Consider the following 21,334-nt stretch of genomic DNA (forward strand, 5'->3'; position numbering starts at 1 on the left):
ATGAACGCCAACGAAAAATTCATCGCTGCCACGGCCCAGGTGGATGAAGCCGCGATTGCCCCGCTGCCCAACTCGCGCAAGATCTACGTCGAAGGCTCGCGCCCCGACATCCGGGTGCCGATGCGCGAGATCACCCAGAGCGACACCCCCGCTTCCTTCGGCGCCGAGCCCAACCCGCCGGTCTTCGTCTACGACTGTTCCGGCCCGTACTCCGACCCCGCGGCCAAGATCGACATCCGCTCCGGCCTGCCCGCGCTGCGCCAGCGCTGGATCGAGGAGCGCGGCGACACCGAGGTGCTGCCCGGGCTGTCCTCCGAGTACGGCCGCATCCGCGCCGCCGACAGCGCGCTCGACGAGCTGCGCTTCCCCGGTCTGCACCGTTCGCCGCGCCGCGCCAAGCCGGGCGCCAACGTGACCCAGATGCACTACGCCCGGCGCGGCATCATCACGCCCGAGATGGAATACATCGCCCTGCGCGAGAACCTGAACCGCGAGCAGTACATCGCCTCGCTGCGCGCCACCGGCCCCAAGGGCCAGAAGATGGCCGACATGATGCTGCGCCAGCACCCGGGCCAGAGCTTCGGTGCCAGCCTGCCGCCGGTGATCACGCCCGAGTTCGTGCGTGACGAGGTCGCCCGCGGTCGCGCCATCATCCCCAACAACATCAACCACCCCGAATCCGAGCCGATGATCATCGGCCGCAACTTCCTGGTGAAGATCAACGCCAACATCGGCAACTCCGCGGTCACCTCCTCGATCGCCGAGGAAGTCGACAAGATGACCTGGGCGATCCGCTGGGGCGGCGACACGGTGATGGACCTGTCCACCGGCAAGAACATCCACGAGACCCGCGAGTGGATCATCCGCAACAGCCCGGTGCCGATCGGCACCGTGCCGATCTACCAGGCGCTGGAAAAGGTCAATGGCAAGGCCGAGGACCTGAGCTGGGAGATCTTCCGCGACACCCTGATCGAGCAGGCCGAGCAGGGCGTGGACTACTTCACCATCCACGCCGGCGTGCTCTTGCGCTACGTGCCGCTCACCGCCAACCGTATGACCGGCATCGTGTCGCGCGGCGGCTCGATCATGGCCAAGTGGTGCCTGGCGCACCACAAGGAGAGCTTCCTCTACGAGCACTTCGAGGACATCTGCGAGATCATGAAGGCCTACGACGTGGCCTTCAGCCTGGGCGACGGCCTGCGCCCGGGCTCGATCTACGACGCCAACGACGCGGCGCAGCTGGGCGAGCTCAAGACCCTGGGCGAGCTCACCGACATCGCCTGGCGTCACGACGTGCAGGTGATGATCGAGGGCCCCGGCCACGTGCCGCTGCACCTGATCCGCGAGAACATGGACCTGCAGCTCGAGCAGTGCAAGGAGGCGCCCTTCTACACCCTGGGGCCGCTCACCACCGACATCGCGCCGGGCTACGACCACATCACCAGCGGCATCGGCGCGGCCACCATCGGCTGGTACGGCACCGCGATGCTGTGCTACGTGACGCCCAAGGAGCACCTGGGCCTGCCCAACAAGCAGGACGTCAAGGAAGGCATCATCACCTACAAGCTCGCCGCGCACGCCGCCGATCTGGCCAAGGGCCACCCGGGCGCGCAGATCCGCGACAACGCGCTCTCCAAGGCGCGCTTCGAGTTCCGCTGGGAGGACCAGTTCAACCTCGGCCTCGACCCGGACAAGGCGAAGGAATTCCACGACGAGACCCTGCCCAAGGACTCGGCCAAGGTGGCGCACTTCTGCTCGATGTGCGGCCCGCACTTCTGCTCGATGAAGATCACCCAGGACGTGCGCGACTTCGCCGCGCAGCAGGGCCTGGATGAGGCCGAGGCGCTGAAGAAGGGCATGGAGGTCAAGGCCGTCGAGTTCGTCAAGAGCGGGGCCGATCTTTATCGAACGGTGTGACGACGATGATGACAGTGACCTTCAATGGACAGACCCATGCGTTGATGTACCGCATGACGGTGCGCGACATGCTCGAACACATGGGCCTTGCCGGCAAGCGGGTGGCCGTGGAGCGTAACGGCCGGGTGGTGCCGCGTGCCGAGCATGGCGAGATCCTGCTGTTCGACGGCGACCGCCTGGAAGTGATTGCCGCGGTCGGCGGTGGCTGACGCGTGCGGTGAAGCTCGATACCAAACAGGAGACAGCAATGAACGACCCTTTGATCATCGCCGGCAAGACCTACGCTTCGCGGCTGCTGGTGGGCACCGGCAAGTACCGGGATTTCGACGAAACCCGCGCGGCGGTCGAGGCTAGCGGTGCCGAGATCGTCACCGTCGCCATCCGCCGCACCAACATCGGCCAGCATGCGGGCGAGCCCAGCCTGCTCGACTACCTGCCGCCCTCGCGCTACACCTACCTGCCCAACACGGCGGGCTGTTACACCGCCGAGGACGCGGTGCGTACCCTGCGACTGGCGCGTGAATTGCTGGATGGCCATGCCCTGGTCAAGCTCGAGGTGCTGGGCGACCCGCAGAACCTGTTCCCCAACATGCCCGAGACCCTCAAGGCGGCGGAGACGCTCGTCCGTGAAGGCTTCGAGGTCATGGTGTATTGTTCGGACGATCCGATCCAGGCGCGCATGCTCGAGGACATCGGTTGCGTCGCGGTGATGCCGCTGGCCTCGATCATCGGTTCGGGCATGGGCATCCTCAATCCGTGGAACCTGCGCCTGATCATCGACAAGGCGCGGGTGCCGGTGCTGGTCGATGCCGGCGTCGGTACCGCCTCGGATGCCGCGATCGCGATGGAACTGGGCTGCGACGCGGTGCTGATGAACTCGGCGATCTCCCATGCGCGCAACCCGGTGCTGATGGCCAGCGCGATGAAGAAGGCCGTGCAGGCCGGGCGCGAGGCCCACCTCGCCGGGCGCATGCCGCGCAAGCTCTACATGGCCGAACCTTCCTCGCCGACCGAGGGCTTGCTGACAGCGCTCGCCGCGTGAGGGTTTGCGGCCGGGCCGTGCCGGCGTTGGCGGGAAGAAGACGATCATGAGCAGCAAGATGAGCGGGACGATGTGGAATCAGTTCTTTCAGCGCTGGGCCGGGAACGGCCTCAGCCTGCAGGGGCAGATCCGCCAGATGCTGGTGTCGGCCATCCTCGACGGCCAGTTGCCGCTCGAGCTGCCGATCCCGTCGAGCCGCGAGATGGCGGCGCAACTCGACGTTGCGCGCAACACGGTGGTGATCGCCTACCAGCAGCTGGTTGACGAGGGCTACCTGGTTTCGCGAGAGCGCAAGGGATACTTCGTCAATCCGAACATCCTCGCCGGTCGCGTGGCGCCCCCCAAGACGCAGGCGGAGGCGGTGGGGTATTCGCCGGAGTGGTCGCGCCGCTTCCGCTTCCGGCCGACGCTGCAGCGCAACATCCGCAAGCGCGCGGACTGGCAGCGCTTTCCCTATCCCTTCGTATACGGGCAGTTCGATGCCGGCCTGTTCCCGACCGCGGACTGGCGCGAGTGCTGCATGAAGACCCTGAGCGTGCTCGAGATCGGCGAGTGGGCCCAGGACATGATCCTGCGCGACGATGATTCGCTGGTGCAGCAGATCCGTACGCGGGTGCTGCCGCGGCGCGGGGTGTGGGCCGACGATGACGAGATCGTGATCACGGTCGGGACCCAGCAGGCGCTGTACCTGCTGGCCGACCTGCTGGTCAGCACCGATACCCCGGTGGGGATGGAGAACCCCGGGTATCCCGACGCGCGCAACATCTTCAGCAGCCGCAGCGAGCGCATCGTCGACCTCAAGGTCGATGAGGGCGGCCTCGTCGTCGATGCCGCGCTGGGCGGTTGCGACTATGTGTACGTGACGCCCAGTCACCAATGCCCGACCACCGTGACGATGCCCCTCGAGCGGCGTGAAGCCCTGTTGCGCATGGCCGACGAGGCCGACTTCATCCTCATCGAGGACGACTACGAGAGCGAGAACCGGACCGAGGGCGAGGCGATTCCGGCGCTCAAGAGCCTGGATCGCAGCGGCCGCGTGATCTACATCGGCAGCTTGTCGAAGACCCTGGCGCCCGGGGTGCGCCTGGGCTATGTGGTCGGCCCCGCCGAGGTGATCCGCGAGCTGCGCGGCGCCCGTCGCCTCAACCTGCGCCACCCCACCGCCTACATGCAGCGCGTGTTCGCGCTCTTCCTGTCGCTCGGACATTACGACGCCCTCTTGCGCCGGCTCTCGCACGCCCATCAGGAGCGGGCGAGGGCGCTTGCCGCCGCGCTCGCGGCGCGCCTGCCCGAACTGCGGCCGGTGCCGATTTCGGGCGGCTCGTCGTGCTGGGTGGAAGGGCCAACCTGGCTCGACGCCGAGGCGCTCGCGCTCGCGGCCGAGCCGCATGGGGTGCTGATCGAGCCCGGCAACGTCTTCTTCAGCGCATCCACGCCGACCCGGAACTGCCTGCGTCTCGGATTCTCCGCGATCGCCACCGAGCGCATCGAGGAGGGCGTCGAGCGCCTGGCGATCGCGTTGCGCGAACTCGCGCCCCGGGGCTGAGGGCCGGCGCTGGTCGCGTGCGCCGCGCTTGTCGTCGCATGCCCGGCAGTCCCACGGAGAACGCCTGGAACGAAGCTGCGGGACATTCCCCTGCACGGCGGAACTCGTTTGGGCCAGCTGTCTTCGCGCTGGACCAAACGATTGCAGCCAAGTGGACCTAAGGGATTAATCCAGTGATGTCTATGATAAGGATCATGAATGAACGAGGTGCGCCGACTGGCGGCGAGCACCAAATTTCGCCCTTTCTGAGGAGATCCGCATGAGTCAACCTACTGTAGAGTTCCTGAAGGCTTTCGGCGACGCCTGGAACCGTCACGATATCGAGGCCCTGATGAGCATGATGGACGACGACTGCGTCTTCCATGCGGTCGCCGGCCCCGATCTGATGGGCAAGAGCTTCGTCGGTCGCGACGAGGTTCGCGCGGGTTTCGAGCTTGCCTGGAAGACTTTCCCTGACGCTGCCTGGCTGGATGGCGAGCATTTCGTCGTCGGCGATCGTGGCGTATCCGAGACCACCTTCTGCGGCACCAAGGCCGACGGTACCCGCATCGAGGCGCGCATGGTGGATGTCTTCACCTTCCGCAACGGCAAGATCGCGATCAAGAACGCCTTCCGCAAGGATCGTCCGCCGGTTTCCGGCGCCTGATCCCGCGCACGCACGTCGAGGAGCCTGACCATGGAAGCCGCAACCTTGAAGCAGTCCTTTGCCGGCGGTGGGGCCACCGAGCCCACCGCGCCCTACGATCCGGCCTACGATCCGCTGGTATCGGCCACGCCCGGCCACGGTCGCCAGTACGCGCCGACCTACTGGATCGGCACCGCCGGTGAGCCGCCCGAGGACGACGGTCCGATCACCCACGACATCGACGTGGACGTGGCGATCATCGGGTCGGGCTTCACCGGCCTGACCACGGCGATCTTCCTGGCGCAGGAGTACGGCATCAAGGCCACCGTGCTCGAGGCCAACCGCACCGCCTGGGGCTGCAGCGTACGCAACGGTGGGCAGGCGCAGTGCGCCTCGGGCCGCCTCAAGCGCTCGCAGTGGATCGAGCGCTGGGGCCTGGACACGGCCCTGAAGATGCACAAGGAATGCCTCGACGGCATGGAGAACTTCAAGGAGCTGATCAAGGACATCGACTGCGATCCGCAGCCCGGCGGTCACCTCTACATCGCGCACCGCGACAAGGTCATGCCGGCGCTGGAGAAGGAAGCCAGGCTGCTGCGCGAGACCTTCAAGTACAACGCCCGCATCCTCGACGCCGCGACCGTACGTCGCGAGTACGTCGACGACAAGGAAGCCTGCGGCGCGATGCACGAGCCCGAGGGCATCGGCATCCACGCCGGCAAGCTCGCCTTCGGCTACCTGAAGAAGGCGCGCGCGCTCGGCGCCAAGGTGCACCCGGCCAGCCCGGTGCAGGGCTGGGAAACGCGCAACGGCGTGCATTACCTGCGCACGCCCGGCGGCATCGTGCGGGCGCGTGCGGTCGGCGTGGCCACCGGTGGCTACACCTCCAACAGCCTGCATCCCGAGCTGAAGAACCGCCTGTTGCCGATCCTCTCGAACTCGATCGTGACCCGGCCGCTGACCCAGGCGGAAATCGATGCCTGCAACTTCCGCACGACACAGGTGATCACCGACACCCGGATCCTGCGCCATTACTACCGCCTGATGCCGGACAACCGTGTGCAGATCGGTAGCCGCAGCGCGATCACCGGCCAGGATGCGCCGCAGAAGAAATACGAGGACTTCCTCATCCGCGACCTGCATCGCAAGTTCCCGGCGCTGGAAGGCATCAAGATCGACTACTCGTGGTGGGGCTGGGTGGACGTCAGCCACGACATGATGCCGCGCATCTTCCAGCCGGACCCCGCGCAGACGATCTACTACGCGCTCGGTTACGGCGGGAACGGCGTCATGTATTCCGCGCAGGCCGGTCGCCGCCTGGCGCAATGGATCGCCGGCAAGGGCAAGGAGCTCGATCTGCCGATCTTCACCTCCAAGCTGCCGTTCCCCAACGTCCGCGAGATGGTGGAGTCGCAGGCCTTCGCGCCCTTCCGTCGCTTCGGTCAGTGGTGGCTCTACCGCTGGTACAACCTCAAGGATGAAGTGCTCTGAGCTCTTCGCCGGCATCCCGGTTCGGCGCCCGGGATGCCGCTGTCACACTAGCCGGCCCAACCTGAAGCACCATTCCAACAGCTATCGAGTGATAGAGGAGACGACCATGAAATTCAGGAAGAACGTACTCGTATCGATGTTCGCAGCCGCCAGCCTGGCGCTCGCCGCCCCCGCGGCGCTGGCCAACACCTTCAAGATGGCGATCGGCGACGCCGCCGGCGGCACGCAGTGGGAGCTGGGCACCAGCTTCGCCAAGGCCTTCAGCGAGAAGACCGGCGGCAAGCACAAGGTCGACCTGTTCCCGAACGGGCAACTGGGCGATGAGCAGGACACGGTGAACAACGCCTCGATGGGGCTGCTGGACTTCTCCATCCTCGCCATCAACAACGTCACCCCGTTCTCGCCGACGGTCGGCGTGCTGACCCTGCCGTATGTCATCCAGAGTGCCGAGGATGCCAAGAAGCTCACCCAGGGCGAGATCGGCAAGCAGCTCACCGAGAACACCATTCGCGACGCCGGCGTGCGGATCGTCGGCTGGGCGTACTCGGGCTTCCGCGTGCTGACCAACTCGAAGAAGCCGGTGAAGACGCTGGATGACCTCAAGGGTCTCGTCGTCCGTGTGCCGAAGAACGAGATCATGATCGCGACCTACCAGGCCTGGGGTGTCAACCCGACGCCGATGTCGTGGGCCGAGACCTTCACCGCCCTGCAGCAGCGCGTCGTCGATGGCCAGGACAACCCGTACATCACGGTTGCGGCGATGAAGTTCAACGAGGTGCAGAAGTACATCACCAACATCCGCTACATCTTCTCGCTCGAGCCGCTGATCATCAGCGAGCAGGTGTTCCAGGCGCAGAAGCCCGATGTGCAGAAGGCGATCCTCGAGGCCGGTCAGGCGGCCTCCGAGCATAGCTACAAGTACCTGCTCGAGACCGAAGAGAAGATCCGCGCCGAGCTGACGGCCAAGGGCATGGAGATCTCCGATCCGGCCAACGGCGAGAAGGAGTGGATCGAGAAGGCGACCACGACCGTGTGGCCGAAGTTCTACAAGAGCATCGGCGGCAAGGACAAGCTCGACGCCGCGCTCAAGTCGCTCGGCCGCTGAGCCCCGGAGGGCCGCGCTCCCGTCCCGGAGCACGGCCCGGCCTGCCAGGCCCAGAGTTCTCCTTCAAAACCCCAACATGCGCGGGTCCGCCCCGCCCGCCACGCCGCTCCGGCGTAGCGCGGCTCAGGCCCCGGTGCCGCGCAGCTCCGTCCGGGAGAGATCGCCATGTCGGCCAAACGCGCCATCCTCAAGTTCATCTCCAACGCAGAGGAGTATTTCTGCGAAGCGCTGCTGGCGTTGTTCGTCGTGCTGCTCTTTGCCCAGATCCTGCTGCGCCAGTTCTTCCAGTACTCGATCCCCTGGGGCGAGGAGGTGGCGACCTACATGTTCGTGTGGTTCGCCTATCTCGGCGCGGTGGTGGCGGCCAAGATGTCCGCGCACAACCGGGTCGCCTTCCAGTTCCGCTTCTTCCCGCCCATCGTCAAGAAGGTCAGCGAGGCGCTCGCCGATCTGCTGTGGGTCGGCTTCAACCTCTATTTCGTGTGGCTGAGCTACGACTTCGTGTTCAACCGCATGAACCTGTTCTGGAAGTCGCAGACCACCGGGATCCCGATGAAGTACTTCTACATGATCCTGCCGGTCGCCTTCCTGCTGATGTCGATCCGCATCCTGTGGAACAACTACCTCACCCTGTTCAAGGGCGTCGAGATCCTCGATCCCGAGGCGGAAGAAATCGAAAACATCAAGCGCGCTGCCGCCTCCGCGGCAAAGAGCTGACCGCCGCCGCGCACAGGAGAGACAACGATGGAAGAGTACCTGGTAGCAATATTGTTCGGCAGCTTCTTCGCGCTGCTGCTGTTGGGCGCGCCGATCACGGTGTCGCTGGCCGGCTCGGCGATGCTGGCGTTCATCGCCCTGGACAAGAACCCGATCGCCTTCGTGCAGATCGCCTTCACCTCGGTGGGCAGCTTCCCGCTCATGGCCTTGCCGGCCTTCGTGCTGGCCGGTGCGCTGATGGAGGCGGCGGGGATCTCTAAACGCCTGGTGGACGTCGCCGAAACCATGGCCGGCCCGATCACCGGCGGCCTGGGCGCCGCCACCGTGCTGGCCTGCCTGTTCTTCGGCGCCATCTCGGGCTCCGGCCCCGCCACCACGGCTGCGGTCGGCATGCTGATGATCCCGGCCATGACCAAGCGCAACTACGAGAAGAGCTACGCCTCCGCGGTCACCGCGTCGGCGGGCGGCCTGGGCATCATCATCCCGCCCTCGATCCCGATGGTGATCTTCGGCATCTCCGCGCTGGGCCTGCAGCCGCCGGCCGAGGCGATCGCCAAGTTCGGCGAGTTCGAGTCGCTGTCGATCCCCAAGCTCTTCGTCGCCGGCGTGGTGCCGGGCCTGATCATGGCCGTCAGCCTGATGACGATGAACTACATGATCTCGAAGAAGCGCGGCTACCGCGGCCTCACCGAGAACTGGTCCTTCGGCGACATCGGCACGGCCCTGCGTCGCGGCGTGTGGTCGCTGCTGGCGCCGGTGATCATCCTCGGCGGCATCTACACCGGCCTGTTCACCCCGACCGAGTCGGCGATCGTGGCGATCTTCTACACCTTGTTCGTGGGCATCTTCCTGCACCGCGAGCTCAAGTTCGCCGCGCTGCTGAACTCGCTGCGCACGACGACCTGGATCACCGGGCGCGTGCTGCTGATCCTGTTCGCAGCGACCGTGTTCGGGCGCCTGCTGGTCGAGCAGCAGATTCCGGCCTCGGTGGCGGCCTCGCTGCTCAGCATCACGGACAACATGTACCTGATCTGGACGATCATGATCGTGTTCCTGCTCTTCGTCGGCATGTTCATGGAGACGCTGGCGGCGATCATGATCCTGGTGCCGGTGCTGCTGCCGGTGATGTACATGCTCGGCGCCGATCCCACCCACGTCGGCATCGTCCTGATCTGCGCGCTGTCGATCGGTTTCATGACCCCGCCGCTCGGCGAGAACCTGTTCGTCGCCTCGGGCATCGGTGGTTCGACCGTCGAGGAAATCGTCGCCCGCGTCCATCCCTTCGTGCTCGCCCAGCTCACCGCGCTGTTCGTGATCGCCTTCTTCCCGGTGCTGAGTCTTTGGTTGCCCCGGTTGGTGGGGTATTGAGCGTGAGGCTGGCGCGGGTCCATCCGCTGTCGTCCGACAATCCTGTTTCGGGAGTCATTCAATGAGAACCCTCGTGTTTCCGCTCGCTGCCGTGCTGGTGCTGGGTGTTGGCGCACTTCCCCATGCGGTCTTGGCCCAGGGGGGCGAGATTGCCGTCAGGAGTGCGGTCGAGTTGCGTGCCAAGGATCTGCTCGAGATTGCGGCGCGCCACGTCCAGACGCACGGCGAAGCCGGTACGCTGGACTTTGCCCGCCAGTCCGCCTTCGTGGATCGCGACCTTTACGCCTATGCGCTGCGCACCGATGGCCGCTTCCTGGCAAGCGGTGGCGCCTCGGCGGCCCTGGTCGGCGACAACGTGCTCGACTACCGCGACAGCGATGGCAAGGCCTTTTTCCGCGAGATGATCGAGATCGCCAAGCGCGACGGCGAAGGGCAGGTCGAGTACCGCTGGTTCAATCCCGCCGACAGCCGGGGTGAGCCCAAGGTGACCTTCTTCCGCAAGGTCGGGGAGGTTATTGTCGCCGTCGGCTACTACCCGCCGCGCGCCACGAGCCTGCAGGCCCGGGAGATGCTGGACGATGCGGTTGCAGCGCTGCGCAAGGACCGCGCGGGGAGCCTGAAGCGTTTCCAGGACCTGAACGGCGAATTCATTCGCAACGACCTCTATGTCTTCGTCGCGGACACGGCGTCGGGCCGTTTTCTCGCGCATGGCGCCTCGCCTGCGCTGGTCGGAACGAACGCCTTCGAACTCAAGGACCCGCGCGGGCGAGCAATCGTCCGCGAAATGGTGGAGATCGGCCAGAAGAAGGGCAGGGGCGAACTCGACTACCTGTGGCGCAATCCGATGACCCAGCAGTTCGAGAGCAAGCACACCTTCTTCCGCATCGACGAAGGGCTCCTGGTGGGCGTCGGGAGCTACAACCGCTGAGGCGAACGAGTCCGATCGTCACCGGGCATGGGGGCGGTCGGACTGCCACGGCTGTTCGAACGTCATCTCCTGAGCATGAAGCCAGGCTTGTAACAGTGTCGCTTCCGGCCGCGAAGCACGGATAATTGCGGCGATGCAATATCGATTCGCCCGCCCGTGAGTTCCGACGTTCAGACCCCCACGCCTTCCTCGCAAACGGCCCCGCCCCGGCACCGCCTCCGCCCGTTCCGGCTGCTCGGCGCGCTGATCCTCGTCCTCGTGCTGGTCGTGCTGGTGGCGGGCGGCCTGCTGCTTGCGCACGAGATGCACACCTCGCGCCTGCAGGCGCGCGAGATCTCGCGCTTCGCCGCCAAACTCGACTACGAGCGCGTCGCCGGCCGCAGCGACGCGGTGCGCTATCCGCAGCATGGCCCCTTCGACCAGCGCCTCGGCTACACCGAACTGCCGCGCTTCATCGAGCGGCTCGAGGCGCGCGGTTTCGAGCTCACCGCGCAGACCCGCTTCAGCCCGGACCTCATCGACTACGTCGACCGCGGCCTGTTTCCGCCTTACCGCGAGAAGACGCGCACCGGCCTCGACGTGCTCGACTGTCGCGCCGGGCCGCTCTATGACTTCCGCTATCCCTACCGCGGCTATGCCGACTTCGCCGCTGTGCCGCCGGTGGTGGTGCAGGCGCTGCTGTTCATCGAGAACCGCGACCTGCTCGACGAGAACCAGCCGACGCTGAACCCTGCGGTCGACTGGGTGCGCTTCGCGCGCGCCGCCGCGGCCCAGGTCGGGCGCATGGTCAAGGAAGACCTCGACGCCCCCGGCGGCAGCACGCTGGCGACGCAGATCGAGAAGTACCGCCACTCGCCCGACGGCATCACCTACGACGCGCGCGAGAAGCTGCGCCAGATGGTGTCGGCCAGTGTGCGTGCCTACCGCGAGGGCGAGCAGACCTTGCCGGTGCGCCGCAATCTGGTGCTCGACTACCTGAACACCGTGCCGCTGTCGGCCGCGCCCGGCCACGGCGAGGTCAACGGCCTGGGCGACGGCCTGTGGGTGTGGTTCGGCGCCGATTTCGAGCGCGTCAATGAACTGCTGTCGGCGCCGGAAGGGCAGGGCGATACGCTGAAGGCGCAGGGCCTTGCGCTGCGCCAGGTGGTGGCGCTGATGATCGCCCACCGCCGTCCGTCCTGGTATCTGGCGCGTGGCCGCGAGGAGCTGACGCGCACCACCGACGCCTACCTGCGCCTGCTGACCGAAGCCGGCAGCATCAGCGCGGCGATGCGCGACGCCGCGCTGTCGCAGCCGTTGCTGTTCCGCGACCTGGTTGCCAACCCCGCGGTGCTGCCGGCCAACCCCGGCAAGGGCACGACCGCGGTGCGCGCGCGCCTGGCCGGCATGCTCGGCACCTCGCTGTACAGCCTCGACCGTCTCGACGCGGAGGTCGACACCACCCTGCACGGCGGCCTGCAGCAGGCGGTCGGTGCCTATCTCAACCGGCTGTCGGATGCCGACTTCGCCCGCAGCCAAGGGCTGATCGGCGACCGCATGCTCAATCCCGCCACGCTCGGCGCAGTGCGCTACAGCTTCACGCTGGTCGAGCGCACGCCCGGCGGAAACCGCGTGCGGGTGCAGACCGACACCACCGACCAGCCGCTCGACATCAACGAGGGCAGCAAGCTCGAACTCGGCTCCACCGCCAAGCTGCGCGTGCTGACGACCTACCTCGAGATCGTCGCCGAGCTGCACGGCCGTCTGGCCGAACTCGACGTGCCGGCGCTGCGCCAGGTCGAGGTCGCGCGCCAGGACAACCTCACGCGCTGGGCGATCGACCATCTCGCCACCGCCAGCGACCGCAGCCTGCCGACGATGCTCGAGGCCGCGCTCGAACGGCGTTTCTCCGCGAACCCGGCCGAGAACTTCTTCACCGGCGGTGGCGTGCATACCTTCGGCAACTTCAACCGCAGCGATGACGCGCGCGAGCCCACGCTGCGCGAGGCGCTGCAGGCCTCGATCAACCTGCCCTTCGTGCGCCTGATGCGCGAGATCGTGCGCCACACCATGTACCAGGTGCCGGGCAGCACGGCGCGGCTGATGGAAGACGCCGAAGACCCGCGCCGCGCCGAGTACCTGGCGCGCTTCGCCGACCGCGAGGGCCAGACCTTCCTGCGCCGCTTCTGGCGCAAGTACCAGGGCCGCAGCCCCGAGGAGATGCGCACGCTGCTGCTCGACGGCCTGCGCCCGAGCGCCGAGCGCCTGGCCGCGGTGTTCCGCTACCTCGAGCCCGAGGCGCCGCCCGAGGCGCTGGCCGCCTTCCTCGGCCGTCGCCTGGGCGATGCCCAGCTGTCGGAATCGCGCATCGCGCAGCTCTACACCCGCCATGCGCCCGAAGCCTTCGACCTGCCCGACCGCGGCTACGTCGCGCGCGTGCATCCGCTGGAGCTGTGGCTGGTGGGCTACCGCATGCGCAACCCGCAGGCCAGCCTGTCCGAGGCGGTCGCCGCCAGCGCGGACGAACGCCAGGTGGTGTACCGCTGGCTGTTCCGCACCCGTTCGCGCAGCGCGCAGGACTCGCGCATCTTCACGATGCTCGAGGTCGAGGCCTTCCTCGACATCCACCGCCGCTGGGCGCGGCTGGGCTACCCCTTCGGCCATCTCGTGCCTTCGCTCGCCACCGCGCTCGGCAGCTCGGGCGACCGCCCGGCGGCGCTGGCCGAGCTGATGGGCATCATCGTGAACGACGGTGTACGCCTGTCGACGCGGCGCATCGACCGCGTGCGCTTCGCCACCGACACGCCCTACGCAACCGCCTTTTCGGTAAGGCCCGGCGCGGGCGAGCAGGTGATGGCGCCCGAGGTGGCGGCGGCGCTGCGCGGCGCGCTGTCCGACGTGGTCGAGAGCGGCACCGCGCGCAGGCTGGCGGGCAGCTTCCGTCTGGCCGATGGCAGCGCGCTGACGCTGGGCGGCAAGACCGGCACCGGCGACAACCGCATCGTCATCGGCGGCCGCCCCGGCATGGCGCTGAACCGCACCGCCACCTTCGTCTTCTACCTCGGCCCGCGCCACTTCGGCTCGCTCACCGCCTACGTGATCGGCCCCAACGCCGCCGCCTATCGCTTCACTTCCGGGCTGCCGGTGCAGATCCTGAAGTCGATGGCGCCGGTGCTGGTGCCGCACCTGGCGCCGGGTGCCGACATCGCCTGCCTGCCGGTGGCGGATCTGCCGCTGCCGGTCAGTACCCCGGCAAGGGCCGGCGAGATGGCCGCACCGGTGGCGGAGGAAGTGCTGCCGGGCGATGCGGGCGGGGCGCTGCCGGTGGCGCCGGTGCCGGTCGAGGTCGAGCCGCCCGTGCCGGATGCGCCGCAGCCCGCCAACGAGGGCCTGCTGCCGGTCACCCCGCTGCCAGACGGCAGCAGTGTCGCGCCGGATGCCGCGAGTACCGCGGATGCGCGTGTGCCGGACGCGGTGGCCGATGAGGGCACGGAGGCCGCGCCGCCGCGCGCCCGCGCTGGCCGCATCGATGCCGGCCCGGCTATCCCCGTGCCGCTGACAGCCGAGCCTGGGCTGCCCGGTTCAGCTCCGGCGCCCGCGCCTGCAGGAAGCGCAGGAACGCGTCCGCCAGCGGAGTGAGGCGCTTGCCGGTCGGGTGCACGACCTGCCACTGGGTCACGACCGGCGTGTCCTTCACCGCGAGCACGGCGATGCCTTCGTCGGGCGCATGAGCCAGTGCGTGGGCCGACAGCAGCGACAGCCCCAGTCCGCCCGCCACCGCCTGGCGCACCGCCTCGTTGCTGCCCAGCTCCAGCCGTGGCCGCAGCACGATGTCGTGCTCGGCGAAGAAGCTCTCCGCCGCCTGGCGCGTGCCCGAGCCGGGTTCGCGCAGCACGAACTCCTCGTCCGCCAGCGCTTCGATCGGCACCGCGCGTCGGCCGGCCAGTGGATGGTCGGCGGCGGCGATCACCACCAGCGGGTTGGCGAGGAAGGGCGTGGCGGTCACCGGCGGCGCGGCGGGCGGGCGGCTCATGATGTAGAGGTCGTCGCGGTTGTCCGCCAGCCGGCGCAGCACCGCGTCGCGGTTCAGTACCACCAGCGACACCTCCACCGCCGGCCGTTCGCGGCGGAACTCGCCCAGCAGGCGCGGGATGAAGGTCTCGGCGGTGCTCACCACCGCCAGCCGCAGCTTGCCGCCGACGTCGCCGCGCAGTTCGGCCAGGGTCTCGTCAAGGCGCTCCAGCTCCTCTTCCAGCCGCGTCGCGCTGTCGACCACCGCCTCGCCGGCGGGGGTCAGGTGCAGGCGGCGGCCGATGCGCTCGAACAGCGGCAAGCCCACCTGATCCGACAGCTGGCGCAACTGCGCCGACAGCGTGGGCTGGGTCAGGTGCAGGCGCTGGGCGGCGCGTGAGACGCTGCCTTCGCGGGTCACGGCGAGCAGCAGGCGCAGCTGGTGGAGGGTGAGGCGCATCTTTATATAGAGTTATGTCTATTCAAAGCAAAATAATAAATCAATTTTCTGCATGTGTGCGCTGCGGCAGAATGCTGCACAAGGTTTCGCGTCGAAGTTCGGCGCGAGACAGATGAATGCCACTTGACGGAAATTGAATTCATGATCGATGCTGTTCCCTTCTTTTTTGCCCTCGGTGCCGTCGCCTCGCTGGTCAAGAGCGGGCTGCGCCTGCCGGCGGCGGTGTTCGAAACCCTGTCGATCTACCTCCTGCTGGCCATCGGCCTGAAGGGCGGGGTCGAGATCGCGCGCTCCGAAAGCGCCACGCTGTGGGTGGATGCGCTACTGGCGATCGGCCTCGGCGCGGTCATCCCGTTGCTGGTGTTCCCGCTCTTCCGCCTGCGCTTCTCGCGCCCGGATGCCGCTTCTCTGTCGGCGCACTACGGCTCGGTGAGCATCGTCACCTTCGCGGTGGGTGCGGCGGTGCTGGCCGGCCGTGGCATCGAGGTGGAAGGCCACCTGGCCCTGCTCGCCGCACTGATGGAGGCGCCGGCGCTGATCGTCGCGACGCTGATCGCGCGCTGTGGGGTGAAGTCGGCCGATGGCAGCTCCACCGCGAGCGCGCTGGTGCACGAGGTGTTCGCCAACAAGAGCGTGGTGCTGCTCGGGGGCGGCATCCTGATCGGCTGGGTTGCCGGTCCGCAGGGCCTGGAGCCGCTGTCGCCGCTGTTCGTCGATCTGTTCAAGGGCGCGCTGTGCCTGTTCCTGCTCGAGATGGGCCTGATCGCCGCCGACCGCCTGCCGGACCTGAAGAAGGCCGGGCTGTTCCTGGTCGGCTGCGCGCTTGCTCTGCCGCCGGTGCTGGCCGTGCTCGGCTGGGGCGTGGCGCAGGTGATGGGCCTGGGCGTGGGCGGGACGGTGCTGATGATGACCCTGGCCGGCAGTGCGTCCTACATCGCCGCCCCCACCGCGATGCGCATCGCGGTGCCCGAGGCCAACCCCGCCCTGGGCGTGGCCGCGGCACTGGCGGTGACCTTCCCCTTCAACCTGCTGGTGGGGATCCCGCTGTACCTGTGGTGGGCGCAGACGATGGCGGGGGTGTGAGCGGCGGCTCGGCGTCGGTCTGAACCGCGTCGGCCTGCTGCGCGGTTACGATGCCCGACTCGGGCGCGACCATCTCCAGCACCGTCGGCGAGGTGCGCAGCATCGGTGCGAACTGCGCCGCCTCATCCACAATCTCGTCGGCCCCGCGCCGGGCCTGCAGCATCGCGAATACGGCCAGCGGCGCGAAGGCCAGCGCGAAATGCAGCGGCAGGCCGACCGAGCCGACCCAGCCCAGCAGCACGCCGGCCAGCATCGGCCCCAACGCCGCGCCCGCGCCATGCAGGAACAGCACGCCGGTGTTGCCGGCGAGGATGTCCTGCTGGTGGAGGTGGTCGATGAGGTGCGCGACCACGATCGGATAGACCGCGAAGGCCGCCGCGCCGAACACGAAGAAGCCTGCCAGCGCGACCGAGGCGAAGCTGCCCAGCGCCACCATCACCGCGCCGCTGGCCGCGGCCACGGCGGCGACCAGACCCAGCGCGCGGCGGCGGTCGCCGCTGTCGGAGAAGCGGCCGATCGGCCACTGCAGCAGCGCGCCACCCAGGATCGCGCTGGTCATCAGGGTGGCGACGCCGGCCGCATCCAGTCCGACGCGCTCGCCGTAGATCGGCCCCAGGCTCCAGAACGCGCCCATCGCCACGCCCGACGACAGCGCGCCGACGAAGGCGGCCGGCGCGGCGCGCCACACCATGCGCAGGTCCAGCCTGGGCGTATGGCCGAGCTGGGGTTGGGGCAGGCGGGTCATCGTCACCGGCAGCAGCGACAGGCAGACGAAGATCGCCGCCACGGCGAACAGCGTGAAGGTCTCGGGGCCGTCCAGGCGCAGCAGTTGCTGCGCGCCGGCCAGCGCCAGCAGGTTGACCGCCATGTACACCGCGAACACCTGGCCGCGCCGTTCGGCGGCCGTCTGTTCGTTGAGCCAGCTCTCGATCACCGCGTAGAAGCCGACCAGCGCGACGCCGGTGATCACGCGCAGCAGCATCCAGAACGCCGGCTGCACCACCAGCGCGTGCAGCAGCATGCAGGCCGCAACCGCCGCGCCGAAGAAGGCGAAGGCGCGCACGTGGCCCATGCGCCGGATCAGGCGCGGCGCCACGAAGGTGCCGAGGAAGAAGCCGAAGAAGTAGGTGGAGCCGATCAGGCCCAGCGTGGTGTCGGAGAAGCCTTCCAAGCTGCCGCGCAGGGCGACGACGGTATTGAGCAGGCCGGAGCCGAGCAGCAGGAGGGCGATACCGGCGAGCAGGGCGCCGATCGGCAGCAGGGTAGGGAGCATGGGCGAAACCTTGTGAGCCGGCCGCAGCCCGGCGGGTGCGGCGCATGGATCACGGTCCGATAACTATTTGGCCAAATAGTTTAATCGGCCTTGCGCCGCCCGCCCAATCGCGGAAGACCGTCAGCCGAAGGACGGCAGGCTCGGTTTGGCCACCGGCTTGCCCGCCGCGGCCCAGGCGTCGAAGCCGCCGAGGATGGACTTCACCTGCGCGTAGCCCATGTCCTGCATCGCGCAGGCCGACAGCGCGGCGCGGCCGCTGGTCTTGCAGTACAGCACCACCTTCAGGTCGCGCGAGTCGTACTCGGGCAGGCTGCCGAGCTTGAATTCCAGCAGTCCGCGCGGAATGTTGACTGCGCCGGGGATGTGGCCGGCGCTGAATTCGTCGGGTTCGCGTACGTCGATCACGACATCCGCGTCGCGGATCGCGGCTTCGGCGGCGTCGATGCCGATCTCGTGGGTGCGGGCCTTGGCTGCGGCAACGAGGTCCTGGGCTGTCTTCATGGTGTCGTCCTGGGGGAGGGGGGTTGAGGTGCGCAGATGTTAGCAGTGGGCACGGCTTGCCAGGCAGCCGGCCGATTTGCTAAAAAGGAGGGCGGCCCGATGCGGCCGATCTGGTTCCGACGCGGGGACGACCCCGCCCGCCATGCGCAACGACGCAGCGACCGTCGGTTTTACACGGGACGACCCGTGCTGATGGAACCCCGCCCCGGGGTCGCTTTCGTTGCAGGACTTCATCGTGTCATCCAAACCCAAGCTTCGCTCTTTCAGCGATCGGCTGCGCCAGATCGCGATGTTCGAGATCGGCGGCCTGTTGCTGATCACCCCGCCCTTCGCCTGGGCCAGCGGCGTGCCGATCGCCGAGTCCATCGGCCTGCTGGCGCTGCTCGCGCTCGTGGCCGCGATCTGGAACGGCTGCTACAACACCAGTTTCGACTGGGTCGAAGGCCGGCTCACCGGCCGCACCGCCGACCGCCGGCCGTTCCGCCTGCGTTGCATTCATGCCGTCGGTTTCGAGGCCGGCCTGTTTACGATGACGCTGCCCATCATCGTGTGGTGGACCGGCATGGGCTGGATCGAGGCCGCCGTGGCCGACGTTCTGCTGGCCATCACCTACACGGTGTACGCGCTGCTGTTCAACCTCGGCTACGACCGCCTGTTCCCGATTCCGCAGGACGCCGCGCGCGCTACCGGCGATGCGGTGATCCTGGAGCGCGGGCATGGCTGAGCCCGCGCACGTCGAGTACGACGCCGACCTGTCCGGCCTCAACACCTTCGGCCTGAAGGCGCGCGCGGCGCGCCTGCTGCGCCTGCGCTCGGCCGAGGAGGCTGTCGCCGCGGTGCACGCGCCCGGCTGGGCGGATGCGCCCCGGCTGGTGCTGGGCGGCGGCAGCAACCTGGTGCTCACCGGCGACTTCGCCGGCACCGTGCTGAAGGTCGAGATCGCCGGCCGCCGACTGATGCGCGAGGAGGCCGACGCCTGGATCGTCGAGGCCGGCGCCGGCGAGAACTGGCACGACTTTGTGCGCTGGACGCTGATGCAGGGCTGGCCCGGGCTGGAGAACCTGTCGCTGATTCCCGGCACGGTCGGCGCCGCGCCCATCCAGAACATCGGCGCCTACGGGCTGGAAGTCGTCGACCGCTTCGATTCGCTCGACGCGGTGGACCTCGAGACCGGCGCCTGCCGCAGCTTCGCGCTCGACGACTGTGGCTTCGGCTACCGCGACAGCGTGTTCAAGCGCCAGCCGGGGCGCTGGCTGGTGACGGCGGTGCGCTTCCGCCTGCCGCGCCCCTGGCAGCCGGTGACGCGCTACGCCGACGTCGCGCGCGAGATGGAAGCGCGCGGCGTCACCGCGCCCACACCCCTCGACGTTTCCGACGCGGTCATCGCCATCCGCCGCCGCAAGCTGCCCGATCCCGCCGAGATCGGCAACGCCGGCAGCTTCTTCAAGAACCCGGTGGTCGACGCTGCACACTGCGCGCGGCTGCTGGCCGACCATCCCGCCATGCCGCACTACCCGCAGGCCGACGGCGGCGAGAAGCTGGCGGCCGGCTGGCTCATCGAGCAGGCCGGCTGGAAGGGGCGCAGCCTCGGCCCGGTGGGCAGCTTCGAGCGCCAGGCGCTGGTGCTGGTCAATCGCGGCGGTGCCTGCGGGGCGGACGTGGCGCGCATTGCGCAGGCCATCATGGCCGATGTCGAGGCGCGCTTCGGCGTGCGTCTGGAGCCCGAGCCGGTCTTCGTCTGACCGGTCGCGGGCTGCGCGAAAGCGCCGGGCATGGCAGCATGGCGGCCCTGTCCCGATCCGATCCGCGAGCCGCCATGTCCCACGCCAATGCTGCTGCATCCCCTGTAATCGATGCGCTCGTCGCCGCCTTCGGTGCCGACGAGGTGCTGGCCGGCGACGCCAGCCCGCGCCACCTGAAGGACTGGAGCGGCGTGGCCGGTGGCGTGCCGCTGGCCATCCTGCGTCCGCGCAACACCGACGAGCTGTCGCGCATGGTGGCGATCTGCCACGCGCACGGCCAGCGGGTGGTGGTGCAGGGCGGCCTCACCGGCCTGGTCGGCGGCGCGGTGCCGGGCGAGGGCGAGGTGGTGGTGTCGCTCGAGCGCATGAACCGCATCGAATCCATCGACGTCGATTCGGGCACGGCGACGGTGCAGGCCGGCGCCGTGCTGCAGGCCGTGCAGGACGCCTGCCGCGACGCCGGCGCGCTGCTGACGGTGGATCTCGGCGCGCGCGGCTCGTGCCAGATCGGCGGCAACGTGGCGACCAATGCCGGTGGCAACCGCGTGATCCGCTACGGCAACACGCGCGAGTCGGTGCTCGGGCTCGAGGTCGTACTCGCCGACGGCACCGTGCTGTCGATGATGAACCGCATGGCCAAGAACAATGCAGGCATGGACCTCAAGCACCTCTTCATCGGCAGCGAAGGCGTGCTCGGCATCGTCACTCGCGTGGTGCTGCGCCTGCAGCCGCTGCCGCGCGGCACCAGCACGGCGCTGGTCGCGCTGCAGGACTACACGGCGGCGCTGCGCTTCCTGCGCCACGCGCAGCAGAGCCTGTCGGGCCAGGTCAGCGCCTTCGAGATCATGTGGCGTGACTATCTGGAAACCGCGGTCGAGGCCAACCGCCTGCGCTGGCCGCTGGCGGGCGACTACCCGGTGTATGTGCTGATCGACATGCACTGCGGCCAGCCCGAAACCGACGGCCAGCGTTTCGAGGCAATGCTGGAGCAGGCCATCGAGGCGGGCTGGATTCTCGACGCGGCAATCGCGCAATCGGTGGCGGACGCCGAGGCCTTCTGGGCCATCCGCGACGGCATCGCCGAGGTGCTGCGTGACTACGCGCCGACGCTCAACTTCGACGTCTCGGTGCCGGTGGCCGACATCGGCGACTGCGCCGTCCGCGTGCGCGCCAACCTCGAACGCGACTGGCCGCAACTCAGGGCGCTGTTCTTCGGCCACGTCGGCGACGGCAACCTGCACGTCGTGGTGTGCCGGGTGCCGCAGGACGCCGACAGCCTGCACCGTATCGAGGATGCGGTGTACAGCGTCGTGCGCGAGCAGGGCGGCTCGGTGTCGGCCGAGCACGGCATCGGCCGGCTGAAGAAGGACTGGCTGCACTACTCGCGTAGCGAGGCGGAAATCGCGCTGATGCGCACGCTCAAGACCGCGTTGGACCCGCAGGGCATCCTCAACCCCGGCCGCATGATCTGACTTGCAGCCGAGCGTGAAATCCTCCACGGCGGCGCCGGTGCATGTGCACGGAACTTGAGCGCGATCATGACGCC

The 21,334-nt window shown here is 68.2% G+C and carries 18 protein-coding genes; 15 read left to right on the forward strand and 3 right to left on the reverse strand.

Going from position 1 to position 21,334, the window contains the following annotated elements; translation table 11 throughout:
* From thiC to AC731_RS16245, 11 genes are all read left to right on the forward strand, one after another.
* Nucleotides 1-1,917, forward strand: coding sequence for a phosphomethylpyrimidine synthase ThiC (thiC, locus tag AC731_RS16195; RefSeq protein ID WP_048707636.1), 1,917 nt, complete (start codon nucleotides 1-3; stop codon nucleotides 1,915-1,917).
* Nucleotides 1,918-1,922: 5 nt separating this feature from the next.
* Nucleotides 1,923-2,126, forward strand: a complete 204-nt coding sequence (gene thiS / locus AC731_RS16200; RefSeq protein ID WP_048710273.1) for a sulfur carrier protein ThiS — start codon at nucleotides 1,923-1,925, stop codon at nucleotides 2,124-2,126.
* A gap of 38 nt (nucleotides 2,127-2,164) precedes the next feature.
* Nucleotides 2,165-2,959, forward strand: coding sequence for a thiazole synthase (locus AC731_RS16205; protein WP_048707638.1), 795 nt, complete (start codon nucleotides 2,165-2,167; stop codon nucleotides 2,957-2,959).
* Nucleotides 2,960-3,005: 46 nt separating this feature from the next.
* The gene (gene pdxR, locus AC731_RS16210; protein ID WP_048707640.1) at nucleotides 3,006-4,505 is read left to right on the forward strand and encodes a MocR-like pyridoxine biosynthesis transcription factor PdxR; all 1,500 of its coding nucleotides are present in this window, start codon (nucleotides 3,006-3,008) and stop codon (nucleotides 4,503-4,505) included.
* Between the two features lie 259 nt (nucleotides 4,506-4,764).
* The gene (locus AC731_RS16215; RefSeq protein ID WP_048707642.1) at nucleotides 4,765-5,151 is read left to right on the forward strand and encodes a nuclear transport factor 2 family protein; all 387 of its coding nucleotides are present in this window, start codon (nucleotides 4,765-4,767) and stop codon (nucleotides 5,149-5,151) included.
* A 30-nt stretch (nucleotides 5,152-5,181) separates the two neighbouring features.
* Entirely contained in the window at nucleotides 5,182-6,621 is a 1,440-nt protein-coding gene (locus tag AC731_RS16220) for an NAD(P)/FAD-dependent oxidoreductase (protein WP_048707645.1), read from the forward strand.
* Nucleotides 6,622-6,727: 106 nt separating this feature from the next.
* On the forward strand, nucleotides 6,728-7,726 hold the full coding sequence (locus AC731_RS16225; protein ID WP_048707648.1) for a TRAP transporter substrate-binding protein: 999 nt from the start codon (nucleotides 6,728-6,730) through the stop codon (nucleotides 7,724-7,726).
* Between the two features lie 165 nt (nucleotides 7,727-7,891).
* On the forward strand, nucleotides 7,892-8,443 hold the full coding sequence (locus tag AC731_RS16230; protein ID WP_048707649.1) for a TRAP transporter small permease: 552 nt from the start codon (nucleotides 7,892-7,894) through the stop codon (nucleotides 8,441-8,443).
* Between the two features lie 27 nt (nucleotides 8,444-8,470).
* A complete protein-coding gene (locus tag AC731_RS16235) occupies nucleotides 8,471-9,811 on the forward strand; it encodes a TRAP transporter large permease (RefSeq protein ID WP_048707652.1) in 1,341 nt (446 codons plus the stop codon).
* 61 nt (nucleotides 9,812-9,872) lie between these two features.
* On the forward strand, nucleotides 9,873-10,739 hold the full coding sequence (locus AC731_RS16240; RefSeq protein WP_048707654.1) for a cache domain-containing protein: 867 nt from the start codon (nucleotides 9,873-9,875) through the stop codon (nucleotides 10,737-10,739).
* Between the two features lie 156 nt (nucleotides 10,740-10,895).
* On the forward strand, nucleotides 10,896-14,357 hold the full coding sequence (locus AC731_RS16245) for a transglycosylase domain-containing protein (RefSeq protein ID WP_048707657.1): 3,462 nt from the start codon (nucleotides 10,896-10,898) through the stop codon (nucleotides 14,355-14,357).
* Here the strand turns inward: AC731_RS16245 and AC731_RS16250 are convergent.
* Nucleotides 14,260-15,189 (reverse strand): LysR family transcriptional regulator, encoded by a 930-nt coding sequence (locus AC731_RS16250; RefSeq protein WP_048707661.1) that lies wholly within the window; start codon nucleotides 15,187-15,189, stop codon nucleotides 14,260-14,262. The two genes, AC731_RS16245 and AC731_RS16250, sit on opposite strands and share 98 nt — an antisense overlap.
* A gap of 141 nt (nucleotides 15,190-15,330) precedes the next feature.
* Between AC731_RS16250 and AC731_RS16255 the strand changes: the two genes are divergently transcribed.
* Nucleotides 15,331-16,272 carry a sodium-dependent bicarbonate transport family permease gene (locus tag AC731_RS16255; protein WP_048707664.1) on the forward strand — a complete coding sequence of 314 codons (942 nt, stop codon included), beginning with the start codon at nucleotides 15,331-15,333 and terminating at the stop codon, nucleotides 16,270-16,272.
* Here AC731_RS16255 and AC731_RS16260 read toward each other — a convergent pair.
* Both AC731_RS16260 and AC731_RS16265 read right to left on the reverse strand, forming a co-directional pair.
* The gene (locus AC731_RS16260; protein ID WP_048707668.1) at nucleotides 16,211-17,545 is read right to left on the reverse strand and encodes an MFS transporter; all 1,335 of its coding nucleotides are present in this window, start codon (nucleotides 17,543-17,545) and stop codon (nucleotides 16,211-16,213) included. The genes AC731_RS16255 and AC731_RS16260 overlap by 62 nt on opposite strands.
* Nucleotides 17,546-17,665: 120 nt before the next feature.
* Entirely contained in the window at nucleotides 17,666-18,046 is a 381-nt protein-coding gene (locus AC731_RS16265; protein WP_048707669.1) for a rhodanese-like domain-containing protein, read from the reverse strand.
* A gap of 235 nt (nucleotides 18,047-18,281) precedes the next feature.
* Between AC731_RS16265 and AC731_RS16270 the strand changes: the two genes are divergently transcribed.
* The 3 genes from AC731_RS16270 to AC731_RS16280 all read left to right on the forward strand — a co-directional run bounded on the left by AC731_RS16270 (nucleotide 18,282) and on the right by AC731_RS16280 (nucleotide 21,260).
* A complete protein-coding gene (locus tag AC731_RS16270) occupies nucleotides 18,282-18,770 on the forward strand; it encodes a PACE efflux transporter (RefSeq protein WP_088179243.1) in 489 nt (162 codons plus the stop codon).
* On the forward strand, nucleotides 18,763-19,788 hold the full coding sequence (murB, locus tag AC731_RS16275) for a UDP-N-acetylmuramate dehydrogenase (protein ID WP_048707673.1): 1,026 nt from the start codon (nucleotides 18,763-18,765) through the stop codon (nucleotides 19,786-19,788). The genes AC731_RS16270 and murB overlap by 8 nt, the downstream gene beginning before the upstream one ends.
* 74 nt (nucleotides 19,789-19,862) lie before the next feature.
* Nucleotides 19,863-21,260 (forward strand): FAD-binding oxidoreductase, encoded by a 1,398-nt coding sequence (locus AC731_RS16280; RefSeq protein WP_048707675.1) that lies wholly within the window; start codon nucleotides 19,863-19,865, stop codon nucleotides 21,258-21,260.
* Nucleotides 21,261-21,334: the final 74 nt, after the last annotated feature.

The sequence above is a fragment of the Thauera humireducens genome (assembly GCF_001051995.2).
GTDB lineage: Bacteria > Pseudomonadota > Gammaproteobacteria > Burkholderiales > Rhodocyclaceae > Thauera > Thauera humireducens.